Consider the following 16,059-nt stretch of genomic DNA (forward strand, 5'->3'; position numbering starts at 1 on the left):
CTGATGTGACCATTACCCATATTAAGAGCCGAAAAAAAAAGTGAGGTTATATGGTTAATCAAATAGCAGTTGAATCAATATTCATTTCAAAAGTAGTGCGCTTAACCCTTTTGAATCCAGATCCTGAGCAGTTGAATTATTTAATGCGATGCCATAGGAAGGTTGGATGTGATGAATTGATCGTCAGGATCAAGCGGAGCATATTTCCCGTAAAAGTACTGGTACATAAAAGAGAAATGTATGCGTTAGAGTCACTTTCAGAGTTGGAGTTGTTGAGCCAAGTAGAGCCCGATTGCCAATGTGAGGTTGCTATCCTTGGTAAGGCGAAAACACTGGATGAGATCCAAACACGTATTGTTGGCCACCTTTATTTCAAGGCAAGTTCGTCTTATGGATCAAAAGCTCTATATGGTTTGGAAAAATATTGGCAGGAAGCATTTAATTACCATCCCCTCATGTCCCAATCAGATTACGCCAAAGTACTAGGATGTAATCGATCTACGTTATCGAGAGAAAGCCGAGAGATTGAGTCGTTTGTTTCTAGCTTGCAGAACAATGAAAAACTAGATGAAGATTTAGCTCTAAACAGTTATCTGGACACGGACTTCTCATGGGATTCGCTGACTTCGCATATACCAGATCTTTTTGTTCAATCTGTTGAAAATTCGGGTGGTGAACATGAGTAATGAAGCGACTAAGTTAAAAAATCAGGATTTATCGATTTTCTGTGAAGATTTTTATTCTTATTTAACGGTATTAAAGATAGATGATTTTTCTATTAGCCTTGAGAGTTGGCGAGAAGGTGTTAAAGCCGTAAATGACTTATGTCCTTTAACTTCTGATTTATTATCAAGACGTTTGTCATATCAAGTATTGAAAAAGTGGCACCAAGTCGTAACTGGGATATCTGACAGAAGTAACGTTCTTGAAAAGCGTATTAATAAAAAAATTATCTTTGCACTAGATAAATTTAGACATTTTTATCGTTATATATCGCCGTCGACTTCATTAGAAGGTGAGGGGATAGTAAATACCCACAGCTTGTATATTAAAAGAGCGGATCTGCATTCTTCTCTTACTCAATACCCACTATTTTCGACTTTGCTACTCATTGTATTTAATCGTGAGGAGCTCAAAGCGAAAGCGTCTTTAGGGCATCAGCAAGTTTTATCTTTGTTAGACCAGCCAGATGTACAGTGGTGGCTTCTACTGTTAGCAAGGTTAAAAGAGTGCGGTGCAGATCTGCACTATCCATTGTGTTTATCTTTTGATAAAGCTCGGCAAAACCAGCCTTTAATTTGGAAAAAAATACCTTTATCAGTATTGAAGGACGCCTCACTAAATGAGTTATTTCAACTTTGCCAAGCAAATCCAGATCTGGTCGATATAGCGGGATATTTTCAGGTAAAGCCGAAAACTATTCGCAATAAAAATCGGCCCATTTATCAGGCGATTAATCAGCACCAGAGAAATATGATGATAGATGGATATGAGGTCAATATACATACCCCAACCGATATCGATGGCGAGTATTCAGAGCAATCCATTTCAATAGCTGAAGGATCAGTTGCAACGGCTATCAATAAAGAAGAGCTCACGACTAAGCAAGCAAGATTAAAATTTCATGTTGAAACCGCAGGGATGGCAAATGCTTGTCGACGGGCGAACAAAAGACTACCGATGGATAACCTAGTTTTAACCGTCGATGAGTTTTCTAGTTGGCTAAATTATAACGCACCAGAGTTTATGACTGAGGAGCTACAAAATTTAGATAAAGCTCAGAGAAAGCATTGGTTCTTGTTTTTTCTCAAAGTACTTGGAATTAAAGATTTTGCTTGGGAGCTTATCAACCGAAAAGCGACAAAGCCTAGTGCCGAAACATCAAAGCAAATTGTTTATGAGCGTAATAAACGTCAGGGGAGTTGTGGGATACTTTTACCGTGTGATCTGTTTAAAGGTAAGCAGCCACCGATGGATTCGAAGCAATATTATTCTTCAAAAACGGTTTCAAAAGGGGCTTTAGAGCTGCCATTACCTTGGCCAATGCAATCACTTTTTCTGTTGATTGTACAAGATATTCCGCCACAAAAGCGCCATAAGGTATCGTTACTAGAAGCTTTTCGGATCACAGAAGAAGATCACAAAAAATGGTTAAGAGAGCGGTTATCTAGATCTAGGCATGTATTCCCTTTTAAAGTGACTGGTAGTCGGTTGTTTCAGACATTCCATCGATTTTGTGGTGATAAAGCACCACATGTCTTACTGGATTATTTATCTGAGCAAGGCAGTGTTCAAATGCATTACATCAATGCTGAACTCGAGGTCATGCCAAATCTTATCCATCGTTTTTGGTCTACATTTTTAGAAGCTCTAGGTCGCAAGGAATTGCAGGAATGGAATTCGGAAAATACATTCATCACCATAAATAGTGAAACCTACCACGAGCAATTTGGTTCGGCGATCACACTGCGTAAAGAAATTCATCAGAGTGTATCTGAAAGATTGGCGCAGTTAAGTCATAACGCGACTGAAAAACTACAGACTGCCTTTTATGGTTATGCTAGCCAAACCATTCACCAAAACTCAGCGATAGCCACCTGTTTATCCCAATATAGCGAAATAACAGCCTTGTATGTACACATTCGGTGCGCCACTGAACTTGGCCTCCGTCCAGTCAAATCGCCATATCCTTGCATGAAAGATTGTGCGCATGAGGTTGGGTTATGGACGGTGCAAGATAAGCGGAGTCATCATAAAGATGAATGGAGGTTATTGATATTAAGCGAGCCGTTAAAAGCACTCGCTATGGCTTATTGGCGTTTTCAATCGGCTTTTCAGCTTATGAGTGCCTCTTCACAAGAACGGCGAGCACAACCTATTGTGATGGTTTTTGATGGTGAATGTTGGCGCCCATTAGAGCCAAAACAAGTTGCGCGTTTATTCAAGCTTTATCTAAGCGATTTAGATCCAGGTACCTTCCGTCATGTCTCTGCACGAATGGTGTTTGAAGGGGCGAACGCCAAGCATGACAATGATTTTTCGCAAACAGAATTGAATGTCTTAATGAACCACTTTGAGCGGGGGCAAAGTCCTATATCGTCTTATCAGCTTTCTTCTATTCCTAAACTAGCAGAGATCCAAAAAGGAGTGTTAGAGAGGGAGTTTTCAACGCTTTTTTCAACTAGAACTGACAAGAAAATCATTGAGAGCCTAGAGAAAATGACTGAGGAGGGACGATATGTTATTTCATGAATGGGTTAATTTTTTTGAAAATCGCCTTACCTTTCCTTCAAAGCTTCATAAAGACGCAGTGCTTACTGTGCTCACTCGTATTGATAGTCAATGTCCTGCTTTGCTTGAGGAAAAACGCTTGAAGTCAGATTCAGCCATTTCATCCCAAAGTAAACCACTGTCGTTAGCGGTACAAAGCAGAGCTGAACTTGAAGTGACAACAGCCATTTTAGATGGCTTATTTGAAGAGCATGTCCAACGTCGTAATACGTTAATAGCTCCTGTTGTTCGGATGCCCTTGCCTCGAGAAAAACCGGTGTTCAATACCAATCATTTGCCTGTTTATTTTATTGAGATGTTGGTTGAGATGTTACATGAAAAGTTAAAGGAGCCCGTTTTAATGCCAGAAAGTTATCTATCGAATAGAGAAATAGAAGCACCTTCCGCTTACGCTGGACAGCTCTTGTTGATGGTGGCTTATAAAACGGGTTTAACAAAGTTAAATGAACTGTATGAATTGGTGAGAGTTCATCATGATACAGCGACTTCAATTGCTGATTTGGCTGTTGTTAGTGTGTATTTACCCACTTGTCACCGTAGGTTATACCTGCATGGAACGTCATTACTCGCATGGAAATCATTACTCCCCTTGTGCGCCAGTGTTAAAACATTAACGGAATCGAAGCTCAATAAGTGGATTAAAAGTGCATTAAATTTGTGGGTTGTATGCGCTTGTGAATCAAGGAGCGAAGAGAACTTTGCTGGAGATTTAGTGGTAACAGAGTCTGCTGTACTGAAAAGCATTGGCTTGCTTCACCATAGTGTTGGGCTACAAGAGTTATGGCGATATAACCATGCTTTAGATGAAGTGTCATTTATTCGGGCCATGACAGGGAAAGTCATCAAGCATCATGATTATAGCGATAGTCAACTCATTGATAATAAATGTTTTAATGATCCGATTGAGCATCAGCAAGATCTAGGTATTGGGTCTGTGATAAAGGCCGATAATGAGAAAGATAACGTGAAAACAACGGATCCAATATTGGTTCACGAGGCACAATACCATACGCAATTACTCGATATATTACAGCGTTACCGAGAGTCCGATCCTAAAGAAACGAGAAAATCCTTAGCTTTTTCTATGGCTAAGAAAGAGATGCTAGCGTTGTCAGAAAGGCCACTTTCATGGCGAAGCCGATTATTGGTTGATTGGCTCATATCTTTATTCATTCATGGTTCAGCATGGAAAGCAAAGCTTGCGATAAGTTCTTTGCTGACCTACCACTCTCGGATCAAAACCTTCATAAAATATGCTTGGTCTGATTTATCCATACTTGAAACAGATCTCGAGACATTTACTCAAGCTTGTCAGATTGGAATTGATCACTTTGAGGATATTAATAGCCAATATACAGTGGCACGCTTCTTACGGTATTGCTTAAAATACAACGGTTTTCCAGCTATTGATTTAGACATCTTTGACTTGGTCAATGCCTCTGGAAAGGTACGAGTTAATTACCTTCCTCCGTTCATGTTTGATGAGTGCTGTCAAAGTTTCCTGAAGGGTAAAGGGGTACTTGAAAAGGAGCTTATCGTGTTTATGGTACTGTGTTACTACGCAGGCCTTCGTGAAGATGAAGCCCTTCATTTAAAGTGCCGTGATATCTATTGCGATACCGGAATGCTGTATATAACCGATGAAAAGAAACGCAAGACCTCTCATGCTGTTCGTAAAATCCCATTATTTTTATTGCCAGATGATGCTTTGACGCTATGTCTTGAGCATTGTGAACACGTATCTCAGCGGCACGGTGAACAAGCTTATCTTTTTCAGTCTTGGAATGAGGATGGAGGAAGGTATGTCTATCAAAATCTGGAAAATCAGTTTATTGGGCATTGTCGCAAGCATTGTCAAGATCCACGCATTGTGACTCATATCTTTCGACATTGCGCTGCCAATAATTGGGTGATTTTGTTGTCGTTGGTTAGCTTTGATTTACCAATGGAAACCGTACCATATTTTCTAAAGCATGCCTTATTTTCTGAAGAAAAACGAAAGCAAGTTAAGGCGTATTTCCAGTCATTTAACCAACCATTATCGCCTTATTTTCCTATATTGGATTGGGTGAGTGACAAGATTGGACATGCAAGTCCATCAACGATGTTTGGGGTTTACTTGCATCTGATTGACTGGGTTGAATGGCAGATATCATCAGCAGAGCGCCCACTATCCAAGTCATTACTTGTGCAGTGGGTGAGCGATTCTAATTATGGTTACGAACTCCTTAAATCCCTAAGCTCACCATGTGAAGATAAGCCAGAGAAAGCCTTACTTTTATCACAGGAGGTAGCTGAATTTGTTCAACGTAAGCTTCTGAATAAACAGTGCTTTAAAGTCTTAGAGCCTAAAGGGTTGGATAAGCAATGGAATATTGAAAGTGATCTGACTTTTTCTGATTTTGTTTATCAAATAAGTTGGTTGCAGCAAGGTGCTCATGATAAAGCCGTTCATAAGGATCTACTTGATTGGTGCCAACAAGCCCCGACGATTCCAGAATCGATTACTATAAAAGTTAACCAACGAGCGCCCTGGTTGCGTTTGTGTCAGCAACTGGATTCTATTTCTAATCGAAATGGGGATAGATTTAAGCGCCTTTCTGCTCAATCAATGAAATTTCTTCGCTATTTTATTCAGGATAAAGCGATATCTAAGAAATCTGATCTTCGAAGTATTCTCGTATTTTATGAAACCCTTGGAATGAGTCGCTGTACAGTCAAAATTATTAGCGATGATTTGAAATCAAGAGAGGCTCAAAGTTGGCAGGAACTTATTGAAAGCAAAGGTCACTCTGTGCATTGGGTTGCTGAGGATGATAAGTGTTTAAAGGCGTTGTTACGACCCTATAATTATCGCTGGCCCTTGTGGGACAACTTCTTAGGTATCGCTCAGCACATTCAAGCATATCATTCCTATGTACAGTTTAATGCCAGGAAAGCGAGTAATGGTAATGGCTTGATAAACAGTATGAACCTTCTTTCTCACGAGGAGGCTCTATGATGGCTAGATCATGGGTGATTTTAGATAAAAATGGCCGACATAAGTTTATTAAGTTCATTGCAAATGTCTTGGTTGATAAGAAAGATGAGGATCATTGCCATTTATTACTAACCATTAAGCCGAACAAAAGTGAGCTTCATATCTCGAATCATATTGCGTGTTTATCAGGTATGCATGCTAGTTATATCTGGCCAATTATTGATTCAACAATGACGACTGATATGAATATCGAAGTGCCAGCCAAAAGTTTTTACTCACTTATTGATAAGCTGATGTTATTTGGTGGTCACATACAGCTGATACAAATAAAAACAGATACATTCCAATTTAAGTCTGTTTATGAACCGAGCTCCGAGCAGGGGGATTTATTTAGGGAGCGATCATCAGCCGCTTTTATTCCTGTGAATGAGATTACATACTCATTAATCGTGCCGAGTTCCAAAGATGGTATAAGCAATGAATATCGCTATGATATAAAGAGGCCAATACATTCCGTAAGCATCAAATCATCGATATTGCTGGAGTATTTAAAATCTATCAAAGTGATAAGCAATTTATCGAATTCAGGAATAAATGAGGATTTCACTTCCTTCGTTTTCGGGCTTGATGGCAATGACAGTAGTACAGATAAAAATAAGGTAATGAAACTTTTATCCCTAAAAGGGGAAAGTTTCGTGAGTTATGAAATGGAGGTCGAGAGTTCAATTGGGCAAGTTGAGCGATGCCATTTAAATGACTTTCATTTAAATCATTTAATTGGCTTGCTTACTCAAGTAAAGAACATCATCACATTAGATCTGCATGAGGATAGGCTAGTCGTAAGGCGTTTAGGCTGGTCTTGTAGTTTTAAAGTGTTATCGATTACTCAGCGTAACTTAGAATCAGAGGATCGACGATGTCGGTTGTTTGATCTATTTGTGAAAGTCGATGAACCTAAGGCTTTATTAGAATCGCTAATTCGTTTAGATATTACTGAATCAAATGAACAAAATGCTCTCAGCTTACAGTACAGTCATCAAGCGCCTACACAAGTTCATTTAGCGATAGAGAAGGGTAAAGCTAAGGCCAGTGAAGTGTTGATCACACCAACACCATGGTTTGACGATGATGTCAGCATATTGATTAACGCTCCGGTTTTGAATGAAATGTTAAGGTTTCTTTCTGATGGAGCTTGGATTCGATTTGATAATAAAACGGATAAGATCCATCTCAAAAATCGTGATGGTAAACACTATATTACACTGCAGTACAAGAGAGCTGAGAACGTATATAAATTTTTGCATAAGTGGGGCAATTAAAAATGGGATGAATAGACGAATATAGGCAACATAAAGTCTTTATCATTGACAGTTGGTTAAACAAGATCCTTGAGAGGCTTTGGTTAACTATACGGATTTTACCCGTCTATTAAATTAAATTGTTAGCCAATAAGGGCAGCCAATTTGAGTTTTTCTAACACGATTGGAGCAGTGTATACTTTTGTCATTTAGTTATGACGGATGTTCAACAATGTTTATTGAATCAAAGTGGGGAATGAAACCAAATATTCCTTTGGCAAAGCAACTAGCTAAACGAGATGTTCCTGCATTGGTTTATGATGCGGTTAACCTTGAGGGAGTCGCTATGACACTCCCTGAAGTTCAAACTATATTAGATGGTATTACCGTTGGTGGTCATCGTATTAGTGACCAAAATATGGCCCTGAACCAAGCAAAAACGTGGGAGCGTATTTTCGAGTTAGTTGATTTAGGCCAGTTTTCTTTCAAAAAAGAAATTGCGTTGCTATTACATAGCATCGCAGGTAAAGAAGAAATACTTGAGTGGGGCAAGTTTCGCTCTGGTTATGTCTCTATTACAGGTTCTGAATATGAACCGCCTGCACCTCAAGAATTAGATACAATTTGGAATGAATTAGAAACTTCGGTTGAACGTTGTACGGATGTTTACGATTGTGCAATTACAGCATTTCTTCAAATGGCTAGAGCTCAATTTTTCTGGGATGTGAATAAACGAACAGGTCGTTTTATGATGAATGGCATTCTGCTATCTCATGGATTTCCTATTATTAATGTTCCAGCAAAACGTCAACAAGAATTTAATACTTTGATGCTAGATTTTTACGCTAGTAATAATATGGAACCAATGAATAAATTTTTGCGTAGTTGTTTAGATGAAAAAATGATTAAAAACTTTCAGCTAGACTTGAAAATCGGCTAACAAAACAATGAAAAAGGACGCAAAAAATCTTTGGCATTTTTAGTTTAAAGTGAGTGATGTGATCAAACCAATCAAGGCGTAGATATGCCATTTTTGCCACATGCATACTCAGATTTTTTCGGCCCAGTGCGTCTCATTGTTCTGATTTGAGTGATTTTTCTGTCTCAAGGGGATGGAGTGGAAAGCTGGGAAGGCTTGGTGGATAAAGGCTGGAAAGGAATAGGGGGAGGCTCTCCCAATGGGCGTCACTATTGTGGGTTTAATGTAAGCGCCTGTTTTTATAGGTTTTAATTAGATCGAAAACGTCTCATTTTCGTGATCCTTTTGATCAAACTGTCTCAGGTGGTTTTTTATACCGTGCTGTCTTGGCGGTGGTTAAGTTAGATGAAAAAATACATGGATGCCTTATCTGTCTTTGGTGTAGCGGTCAATGAAAATTGTTATGAAGATTTCTTGGAAGTTCATAAGATATTATTCGAAGCATTCTATCCGTGGGCAGGGGCTGCGTCTCGGGAATAATGCAGAGATTATGCGTCAGCGTCCTGGTGAGGTTATGGGCTTTTTTGCGTATGGACATCCATTTCTTGATGGGAACGGACGTACTATGTTAATTATTCATAATGAACTTTGTCATCGGGCAGGTTTTTCAATTGATTGGCATAAAACTAATAAAACGGATTACTTAAGAGCCTTAAGTGCTGAAATTGAGTCCCCATCAAAAGGGCTTTTGGATAACTATTTATGTCAGTTTATAGGTGGTACTCGAGATCGAGATCGAGATCGAGATCGAGATCTTTGGGTGGAATCTATAAATGGTATTCGTGGTTTAGATGGTCAAAGTATAGAAAACTCTGTAGATGGTGAATATACAGACACCGCCGTTGCTCAAAAGTATCAATCATTCGATACGAATAGGGGGCTGTGACAAAATCTAACCGCCAGAACTAGGTGGGGATTACTGTTAAAGGCGTTAAAGCTCCTTAAATTTCGTAGTTTGTACTGCCTGATGCTTCTTACTTCGTTAGTTAGCATGTCTTCTTAAACTCATTTGGACAGAAACGTGCTATCCCTAATACACTAAAATGTTTCTATCGGATGAGGAACAGTATGTTGATGCCTTGATCTGAGACTGGTGAACCTGCCCTAAGCTATTGGAAAAGTGTGACATACCTATTGTCAAACGCTAATAGTTGAGTTTTTCTAGGAAATCATTAGACTGTGAGTACATATTCAAAAGCTCCTTTTATAACAAGCATTTCGATCTTGACTTTTTCCTAAAAAAGAGTAATATTTAAGTTGTAGATTGTGGAGTAGGAACATCTTCACGTAAAACGCTCAAATTCCTGTTTGTTTGTGTGGTAGGAATATCCGCACGTTAAAACTTTAAATTCCTGTATTTTGTCTACCTGAAAAACCCTGTCTTTACAGGGTTTTTTTGTTTCTGCAAGGTTAAAGATGGAACTTAAAAAACTAGATGAATCGTTTTACAACGATAATCCAAAAATAATACAAGCATTAGATTTTGACCATAAAACGCAACAATGGTCAGGAAACAAAGTTCGTGGACACGGTATCGTTTCAATCACTATAAACTGACATTTGCTATCCCCGTTCGCTCATATATCAAACACAGAGCTTCATTCATTTTAGAAGTGAATACGGGAGATAGAAGTGTAAAAGGTATGGGGTTAGACTACTCGAAAGCTATGTTGATTCGAGATGGTAAACACGTTACACAAGACGTATTTGTATTGAGAAGTAAAGACGTAGGTAAAAAGCTGCTAGGAAAAGAAGGCCATATTACTAAGCAGTTTGATAAGTATGTTAATCGTTATATCAAAGCAGTTCAAAAAGATGATCAGCGAGTACTAAACAGCAACGAATATCGTTTTACTACATTAGTGAACTATCATACAGAACTTGGTCTATAAGACTTAGAAAGATGTAATGAAGTCAAACGAGTATCAAAATCTAACGACTACACGAATATTGAGTATTTATTCATTGCCCTCCCCTGCTCTGATTGACTCAAAATCCAATCAAGTAGCTGACTGTGTTCATATTTTATAATAGCATATCGTTGCTTGTTTATCTAAGAACGATGAATTGGTATTCAACTAATTTTCGACTAGTTCAGTACGATCTTCGACGATGATTTTTTTGTCGTAATCTTCAATCAGATAGATGTCTTGCCCTGATTCAACTTCGATCACTTGGTCGTCTTTGGTTGGTACAACACCACTGTTTGCTGATTAAACCACTTTGCTACTGTTGCTTATGAATATTAGCCCAGTGTTCACTGTAATGGTACGATTATCAGGAAAAAGCCAAATACAACTCAATTAATGGTTCATTCAGGTCAAGGATGCCACTATAGTTCCCATGCTTATAGGAATCGTCTAAGTCCTTTAAATATAAAGCAAAGTATGAGTCACAGAGGCAGTTGTTGGGATAACTCAGTCATGGAGCGTTTCTTTAGAGTATTAAAGTCGGAGCATTTAAATATGCTGAGCTTTATCAATCACCCCGCGGTGATATCTGAAGTAAAGAGTTATATTGCTTTTTAGAATTACAAACGGTGACACAGCGGATTAAACTATATTGCTCCGCATGAACAATATATTCAGATGAAAAAAGCGGCTTAAGAACTCTCCAGTATTAGTGGATCATTACACTTTCCAGGTTGCTCTGTATTTGGGGCATAGCAATTGGCCGAGTGAAGGGGGCTGTAGTGAGTTGCAAAATAAAAGGCTCTAAGTTTGAAATCTTAGAGCCTTAATAAACTAGTTGGAGGATCGTTCAACCGATCATTTTTATCTTAACTGATCGGCATTAGCCCATGTGGCGCTCTTTTTTTAGTCAAATAGGTGTTCTGCACCAATGGCTGGAATCAGTCTCAGCAATACATCGTCTACAACATGAGGCTTAGCCTTGGTGATCTTCTTTGCTTTCCTGTCTTTCCATGAGTATGTGCCAACCACTGTCGAGACCACTGCGGATGGGCGATCTAGCCCATCAATAGGCACTTCCATGGCATTACCTCGGATTGAAGTGCTGATAGGACACACAATGACGTACTTCGTTTCTCTCGCATAACGCTTAGAAGACAACACAAGAGCAGGGCGGTACTTGCCAATTTCCTTGCCTTTAGTTGGCTCAAAGTCCAGCCAAATGACATCGCCTCGCTCTGGTACGTACCCTGCCATCAATCAATCCACTCATTATCAAGATGTGTTGTCGGCAACAGGTTGTCGTCTGCCGTGTAGATGTTGCCACTAAGCAATTCATCCTCACTAATGAATTTAGGGCGATGACGCTTAATTGGCTCAATGATGATCTTGCCACCTTCTGACTTTACTTCTAGCTCAGAGCCTTCTTTCAGCTCCAGTTGGCGCACCATGGCCGATGGAATGATATTACCAAGGCTATTACCAATCTTTCGGACTTGAGTTCTCATTACGTGACTTCCAGTTATAACAATTGTTTTAACACAGTATATATGAACCAACCTTGAGTGACAACAAATGTTATAACGCTTATAAGGGCATAAAAAACGGGAGCTAATGCCCCTGTTCTCGGTTTACGCTACGCTCACTTACTTAGCTTAAATACACCCCTCTCAACAGCCTTGTTGATAGTAGACTAAAAATATACGAGCGGTACAGTTGGCCACGTTAAGGTCGATAATACTATTCGCTATTTAGGTGTGAATAAGACGAATACCAGAAACGACAAAAGCCACTATAGCTAGTGGCTCTATTACGTGCTACCTGCAATCAATACTCTATGAGCGGAAGAGAAAGGGCTATTTGAATTCATTTGTCTACGAGTGGGGCCGAAGCCGCGTTTCTCATAGCAAGCGACAGTAGTATATTATTATGTAGGGCGATATTCATAAACCCCGTGAAACCTAGCTATCCCTTGTTATTACTAGCTTTATGAAATCGCCAATATATGAATGTTGGTGGTAAATGGTGGGTGTTGATGAGCAATGTCGCCATTTTGTCGCCATTCTTGGCGGCTAGATGTTGAGAGCCGTAAGCGGATTAAACCTTACCGCATCACTCAAATGGTTTGGTGAAAAGTGGGCGTAAATCATCGTGTGGTCGATATGCTGATGACCGAGGATTTCCTTTAGTACAAGAATGTTGCCGCCATTCGTCATGAAGTGACTCGCGAAGGTATGACGTAAAACGTGAGTCGCTTGTCCTTCTGGTAAGTGGGGAAGGGCTTTAGTTAACCATTTGTACGCCACGCCGTAACCGCAAGTGAAAAGTCGGTCATTCGTTGGCTTATAGATTTGGTTATACAACTCTTCGGAAATCGGTACCGTTCTGTTCCGTTTGCCTTTGGTGTTGTTGTAGGTAATGCGGTATTTCGTCAGGTTAGAACCCTTCAGATAAATCGCTTCCCTGATACGCGCCCCAGTCGCCAGGCACACTTTATATATCTTCGTCAGCTCATCACCAATCGGGCTTTGTTGAGCCATTTCAAACAAGTGACGAATCTCTTGTTCGGTCAGGAAAGCGAGTTCAGATTCCGGCTTTTTAATCGCCTCAATCCCATCAACCGGATTAGGTAGCTTCCACTCTCCAAGCTTTATCAACTTATTGAACAACGCCTTTAGCAATCCAAAGTCCACATTATTCGAAGCGATGGAAAGTTCTTTGTGTTGCTGGCCTCGACCTTTATTGGAACGACTAGAACGATAGGTAGCGAGCTGCTTTGAGTTAAGATGTGAAGCAATCGGGTTGTTTAAATCTAAAACCATGTTTTCTAGACGCAGGCGAGTGTGATCACCGGACTTGAGATTCTTGCCATGTAGCTTAAACCACAATTCGACTAACTCAGACAATCGGTGGTGATCGGGTTTGTCACCAAGCCAGGGTTTGTCGTTAACTTCGCGCATGGTGAACTGTTCAAAGGAAACTGCTTCACCTTTAGTAGCAAAGCGTTTGCGAATGCGTTTCCCATTTCTGCCCTGAGGATAGCACTCACAGAGCCAAGGTTTTTTGCTGCCGTCTTTTAAGTTGCGGGTAGACATATAATAATTTACCTGATACTGTGTTTATATACAGTATCATTGGATCTCAAATATGCAATGTTCATTTTTGTTCGTGGCGCATAAGTCGATTTTGAGGATGAAAAAAAAAGCATATGCGTTTAATATTTGCTGTTAGAAAATTTAATCCAGAGTATTAAAATGAAAGCACTACTTTCCATCAAACCAGAGTTTGTCGAGAAAATCTTTTCTGGTGAAAAATTGTTCGAATATAGAAAAGCAGTATTTAAAAGACCAGAGGTTCAAACTGTGGTTATTTATTCAACGATGCCAGAAGGAAAAATCGTAGGCGAGTTTAAAATTGGTCATATATGGGCTAAACATCCAGAAGAGCTGTGGGAACAAACAAAACAGGCATCAGGCATCAATAAAAAGTTCTTTGATGAATACTTTATTAACAGAGATATGGCCTATGCAATTGAAATTAAAGACCTTAAGCGATATGAGCAACCAATTGATCCTTATAAAGAAGATAGCGGCTTTAAAGCTCCGCAGTCATTTAAGTATCTAGATTTTTCTTCCAATCTTTGTGTTAATTAGAAAGTATTCGAAGCCAAGCTATGCTTGGCTTTTTTGTATCCATTAAGAGGCTAGGGAATATGTCAAAGATCATCTTCGTTTCAGGGATTCATGGTGTTGGTAAAGGGACGCTATGTCGTTCTTTAAAAGAGCTTGTCGGCTACCCTATTTATGCATGTAGTGATCTGATAAAGCAGAACTCTAGTTACATTGAGTCAGGTAAAGTCGTTTCTAACGCTGAGAAAAATCAATTGGCATTATTATCTGGATTAAACAAGATTACTGAAGAGGTCATTTTATTAGATGGACACTTTTGCTTAGTCGGGAAAGATGAACAGGTTATTGAACTGGGTTATGAGACTTTTGATGCTATCAAGCCTGCTAAAATTGTGAATGTTACCTGTGACGAGACAATAGTGAATGAAAGGCTGAAAGCTCGAGATGGTGACGCTTTAAGTGTTGAAACACTGCGAACTTTGCAGGTCGCAGAGTGTAATCGGGCACAGGACTTTGCAAGTTCACGTAGCATCCCCTTGATTAATTTTGAATCAGGTAGTGATGTGAACGAATTGCTAAGTTGGATTACAGCATAGAGAAAAAGGCGCCATAACAGGCGCCTTTAGTATTAGTACAAGAACTTCTTATCTAGCTCTGACAAATCTACGATGGCATTAAATTGAGCATCGGAGAGTTGCATCACACCCCAATAATCATTTCGGTTTAGCCCAGCATTATCTGCTAATAAGCGTCTGATTGGTCGTTTAGGAAATGCAACGTTATAGGTAAAGTTGATGATGTAAGGATACTTTTTAGAGCGATAGATATCTTTGAGTTCCTTTTCACTAAACACACTAAACTTGCCGCAGTAGTTTAAGAAATCAGCTTCAGATTCGTATTTTGAAATATGGTGTACATCTTCAACTACACCGAGAGATGTTGCCACTGCACGAAATTCTGCCGCACCATTGCCATCCCCAGTTCGGTAGATAACTATCACATCGCCCCTTTGAAACTGCATTACTCCTTCCATTCCGCAAATGTAAATTTTGTGGATGCTGTTTGAATGCGATATGTCTCTTACGATGTCAGGAGATTCGGTAAATAAACGAGAATCAGGGAATAGAGCTGTATGGTATTTGGGATAGATGCTGAGTAAAAACTTGTTGTTACCCGTTGTTTTCACATATGGATAGTCCTTATCAACATCCCCATGTTTGACACTTAAATTTCTAAGCAATACCTGTTCAGTACCGTTAGGTGTCACTTTTGTACCATATTTTGTAAAACCATACTTTTCGAATAAGGCAACTAAATGTGGGTGCTTATCAGCGAAAACGGTCACATAGATGTCATCCACGTTCGGGATAGACGAAAGCGCGTAGTCGAATATCTTTTTAAGGTATCGATCGCCTCGGCGTGTTTGCACTGGGTTAAATTTGAATGTGCCAACCTTCATGTGATTGGTATTTGGCAATAGCGGGTTCGTATCATCACCAGGACCTGATTCAAACTTGTGGTATAAGAAACCTTCAATCAAATTATGTTCGTTGTATAACACTAGGGCTAAGTTGTCAGATTTCTTATAAAACCAATCTGAGAACTCAGCGTAATCAGCTTTTAGAGTAGTAAAAAATGGGTCATCTAAATTTACTTCTGAAAATTTTTGTATTACTAGTCTTTCCATATAGACACCTTAGCCTTTTGTTTTCACGTTTTAGTTATTTTTCATTTTCTAAAAATTCGTCAGCCAGAGTTACTAGGTCGAGGTTTGAGTAACGATCTTGAGCTTGCACCGGATATGTAGAGTAAACGTAATCAATGAACTCATTGAAATACATATTCTTCGTCTTCTTAATGACGAGATCTAGTATCTGCTTAGTTCGATTATTTAGAGACTCTGGCTCGTCTTCATCGCCATCGTATGAAATAACCCATTTATCAGAACCATACATGGTTTGAGTTCTGTCAA

General features: G+C 39.4%; 15 protein-coding genes and 1 pseudogene. 11 read left to right on the top strand and 5 right to left on the bottom strand.

The genetic code is table 11. The features are described from left to right. Positions 1 to 50: 50 nt before the first annotated feature. From Vgang_RS01280 to Vgang_RS01320, 9 genes and pseudogenes are all read left to right on the top strand, one after another. Positions 51 to 686 carry a hypothetical protein gene (locus tag Vgang_RS01280; RefSeq protein ID WP_105902585.1) on the top strand — a complete coding sequence of 212 codons (636 nt, stop codon included), beginning with the start codon at positions 51 to 53 and terminating at the stop codon, positions 684 to 686. Continuing rightward, entirely contained in the window at positions 679 to 3,252 is a 2,574-nt protein-coding gene (locus tag Vgang_RS01285; protein ID WP_105902584.1) for a hypothetical protein, read from the top strand. The genes Vgang_RS01280 and Vgang_RS01285 overlap by 8 nt, the downstream gene beginning before the upstream one ends. Further along, a complete protein-coding gene (locus Vgang_RS01290; protein WP_105902583.1) occupies positions 3,239 to 6,292 on the top strand; it encodes a tyrosine-type recombinase/integrase in 3,054 nt (1,017 codons plus the stop codon). The genes Vgang_RS01285 and Vgang_RS01290 overlap by 14 nt, the downstream gene beginning before the upstream one ends. Continuing rightward, positions 6,289 to 7,590 (top strand): hypothetical protein, encoded by a 1,302-nt coding sequence (locus Vgang_RS01295; protein WP_105902582.1) that lies wholly within the window; start codon positions 6,289 to 6,291, stop codon positions 7,588 to 7,590. The genes Vgang_RS01290 and Vgang_RS01295 overlap by 4 nt, the downstream gene beginning before the upstream one ends. 211 nt (positions 7,591 to 7,801) lie before the next feature. After that, a complete protein-coding gene (locus Vgang_RS01300) occupies positions 7,802 to 8,509 on the top strand; it encodes a Fic family protein (protein ID WP_211294066.1) in 708 nt (235 codons plus the stop codon). A gap of 430 nt (positions 8,510 to 8,939) precedes the next feature. Continuing rightward, entirely contained in the window at positions 8,940 to 9,434 is a 495-nt protein-coding gene (locus Vgang_RS01305; RefSeq protein WP_211294058.1) for a Fic family protein, read from the top strand. A gap of 530 nt (positions 9,435 to 9,964) precedes the next feature. Further along, the gene (locus tag Vgang_RS01310; RefSeq protein WP_245879942.1) at positions 9,965 to 10,105 is read left to right on the top strand and encodes a hypothetical protein; all 141 of its coding nucleotides are present in this window, start codon (positions 9,965 to 9,967) and stop codon (positions 10,103 to 10,105) included. Then, complete coding sequence (gene tenpIN, locus Vgang_RS17085; RefSeq protein ID WP_406708290.1) at positions 10,051 to 10,440, top strand: type III toxin-antitoxin system TenpIN family toxin; 390 nt, start codon at positions 10,051 to 10,053, stop codon at positions 10,438 to 10,440. The genes Vgang_RS01310 and tenpIN overlap by 55 nt, the downstream gene beginning before the upstream one ends. Positions 10,441 to 10,839: 399 nt before the next feature. Then, positions 10,840 to 11,154, top strand: a pseudogene (locus Vgang_RS01320) (integrase core domain-containing protein); the annotation flags it as partial. A 210-nt stretch (positions 11,155 to 11,364) separates the two neighbouring features. Here Vgang_RS01320 and Vgang_RS01325 read toward each other — a convergent pair. The 3 genes from Vgang_RS01325 to Vgang_RS01335 form a co-directional block, all read right to left on the bottom strand. Beyond that, a complete protein-coding gene (locus Vgang_RS01325) occupies positions 11,365 to 11,715 on the bottom strand; it encodes a type II toxin-antitoxin system PemK/MazF family toxin (RefSeq protein WP_105902580.1) in 351 nt (116 codons plus the stop codon). Further along, positions 11,715 to 11,966 (bottom strand): AbrB/MazE/SpoVT family DNA-binding domain-containing protein, encoded by a 252-nt coding sequence (locus Vgang_RS01330; RefSeq protein ID WP_105902579.1) that lies wholly within the window; start codon positions 11,964 to 11,966, stop codon positions 11,715 to 11,717. The genes Vgang_RS01325 and Vgang_RS01330 overlap by 1 nt, the downstream gene beginning before the upstream one ends. Before the next feature lie 564 nt (positions 11,967 to 12,530). Beyond that, complete coding sequence (locus Vgang_RS01335; RefSeq protein WP_105902578.1) at positions 12,531 to 13,553, bottom strand: phage integrase; 1,023 nt, start codon at positions 13,551 to 13,553, stop codon at positions 12,531 to 12,533. A gap of 159 nt (positions 13,554 to 13,712) precedes the next feature. Between Vgang_RS01335 and Vgang_RS01340 the strand changes: the two genes are divergently transcribed. Continuing rightward, positions 13,713 to 14,111: an ASCH domain-containing protein gene (locus Vgang_RS01340; RefSeq protein WP_105902577.1), complete on the top strand. Its 399-nt coding sequence runs from the start codon at positions 13,713 to 13,715 to the stop codon at positions 14,109 to 14,111. Positions 14,112 to 14,170: 59 nt separating this feature from the next. Beyond that, positions 14,171 to 14,683, top strand: a complete 513-nt coding sequence (locus Vgang_RS01345) for an ATP-binding protein (RefSeq protein ID WP_105902576.1) — start codon at positions 14,171 to 14,173, stop codon at positions 14,681 to 14,683. A 32-nt stretch (positions 14,684 to 14,715) separates the two neighbouring features. Here Vgang_RS01345 and Vgang_RS01350 read toward each other — a convergent pair whose 3' ends face one another. Next, the gene (locus Vgang_RS01350) at positions 14,716 to 15,774 is read right to left on the bottom strand and encodes an N-acetyltransferase (protein WP_105902575.1); all 1,059 of its coding nucleotides are present in this window, start codon (positions 15,772 to 15,774) and stop codon (positions 14,716 to 14,718) included. A 34-nt stretch (positions 15,775 to 15,808) separates the two neighbouring features. After that, positions 15,809 to 16,042 carry a hypothetical protein gene (locus Vgang_RS01355; RefSeq protein WP_157946025.1) on the bottom strand — a complete coding sequence of 78 codons (234 nt, stop codon included), beginning with the start codon at positions 16,040 to 16,042 and terminating at the stop codon, positions 15,809 to 15,811. Positions 16,043 to 16,059 lie beyond the last annotated feature (17 nt).

The organism is Vibrio gangliei (genome assembly GCF_026001925.1).
Classification (GTDB): Bacteria; Pseudomonadota; Gammaproteobacteria; order Enterobacterales; family Vibrionaceae; genus Vibrio; species Vibrio gangliei.

Bases quoted from the DNA above. Each gene is read 5' to 3' on its own strand.
- Vgang_RS01280 (WP_105902585.1), top strand. From the start codon at position 51: ATGGTTAATCAAATAGCAGTTGAATCAATATTCATTTCAAAAGTAGTG.
- Vgang_RS01285 (WP_105902584.1), top strand. From the start codon at position 679: ATGAGTAATGAAGCGACTAAGTTAAAAAATCAGGATTTATCGATTTTC.
- Vgang_RS01290 (WP_105902583.1), top strand. From the start codon at position 3,239: ATGTTATTTCATGAATGGGTTAATTTTTTTGAAAATCGCCTTACCTTT.
- Vgang_RS01295 (WP_105902582.1), top strand. From the start codon at position 6,289: ATGATGGCTAGATCATGGGTGATTTTAGATAAAAATGGCCGACATAAG.
- Vgang_RS01300 (WP_211294066.1), top strand. From the start codon at position 7,802: ATGTTTATTGAATCAAAGTGGGGAATGAAACCAAATATTCCTTTGGCA.
- Vgang_RS01305 (WP_211294058.1), top strand. From the start codon at position 8,940: ATGAAAATTGTTATGAAGATTTCTTGGAAGTTCATAAGATATTATTCG.
- Vgang_RS01310 (WP_245879942.1), top strand. From the start codon at position 9,965: ATGGAACTTAAAAAACTAGATGAATCGTTTTACAACGATAATCCAAAA.
- tenpIN (WP_406708290.1), top strand. From the start codon at position 10,051: ATGGTCAGGAAACAAAGTTCGTGGACACGGTATCGTTTCAATCACTAT.
- Vgang_RS01325 (WP_105902580.1), bottom strand. From the start codon at position 11,715: ATGGCAGGGTACGTACCAGAGCGAGGCGATGTCATTTGGCTGGACTTT.
- Vgang_RS01330 (WP_105902579.1), bottom strand. From the start codon at position 11,966: ATGAGAACTCAAGTCCGAAAGATTGGTAATAGCCTTGGTAATATCATT.
- Vgang_RS01335 (WP_105902578.1), bottom strand. From the start codon at position 13,553: ATGTCTACCCGCAACTTAAAAGACGGCAGCAAAAAACCTTGGCTCTGT.
- Vgang_RS01340 (WP_105902577.1), top strand. From the start codon at position 13,713: ATGAAAGCACTACTTTCCATCAAACCAGAGTTTGTCGAGAAAATCTTT.
- Vgang_RS01345 (WP_105902576.1), top strand. From the start codon at position 14,171: ATGTCAAAGATCATCTTCGTTTCAGGGATTCATGGTGTTGGTAAAGGG.
- Vgang_RS01350 (WP_105902575.1), bottom strand. From the start codon at position 15,774: ATGGAAAGACTAGTAATACAAAAATTTTCAGAAGTAAATTTAGATGAC.
- Vgang_RS01355 (WP_157946025.1), bottom strand. From the start codon at position 16,042: ATGTATGGTTCTGATAAATGGGTTATTTCATACGATGGCGATGAAGAC.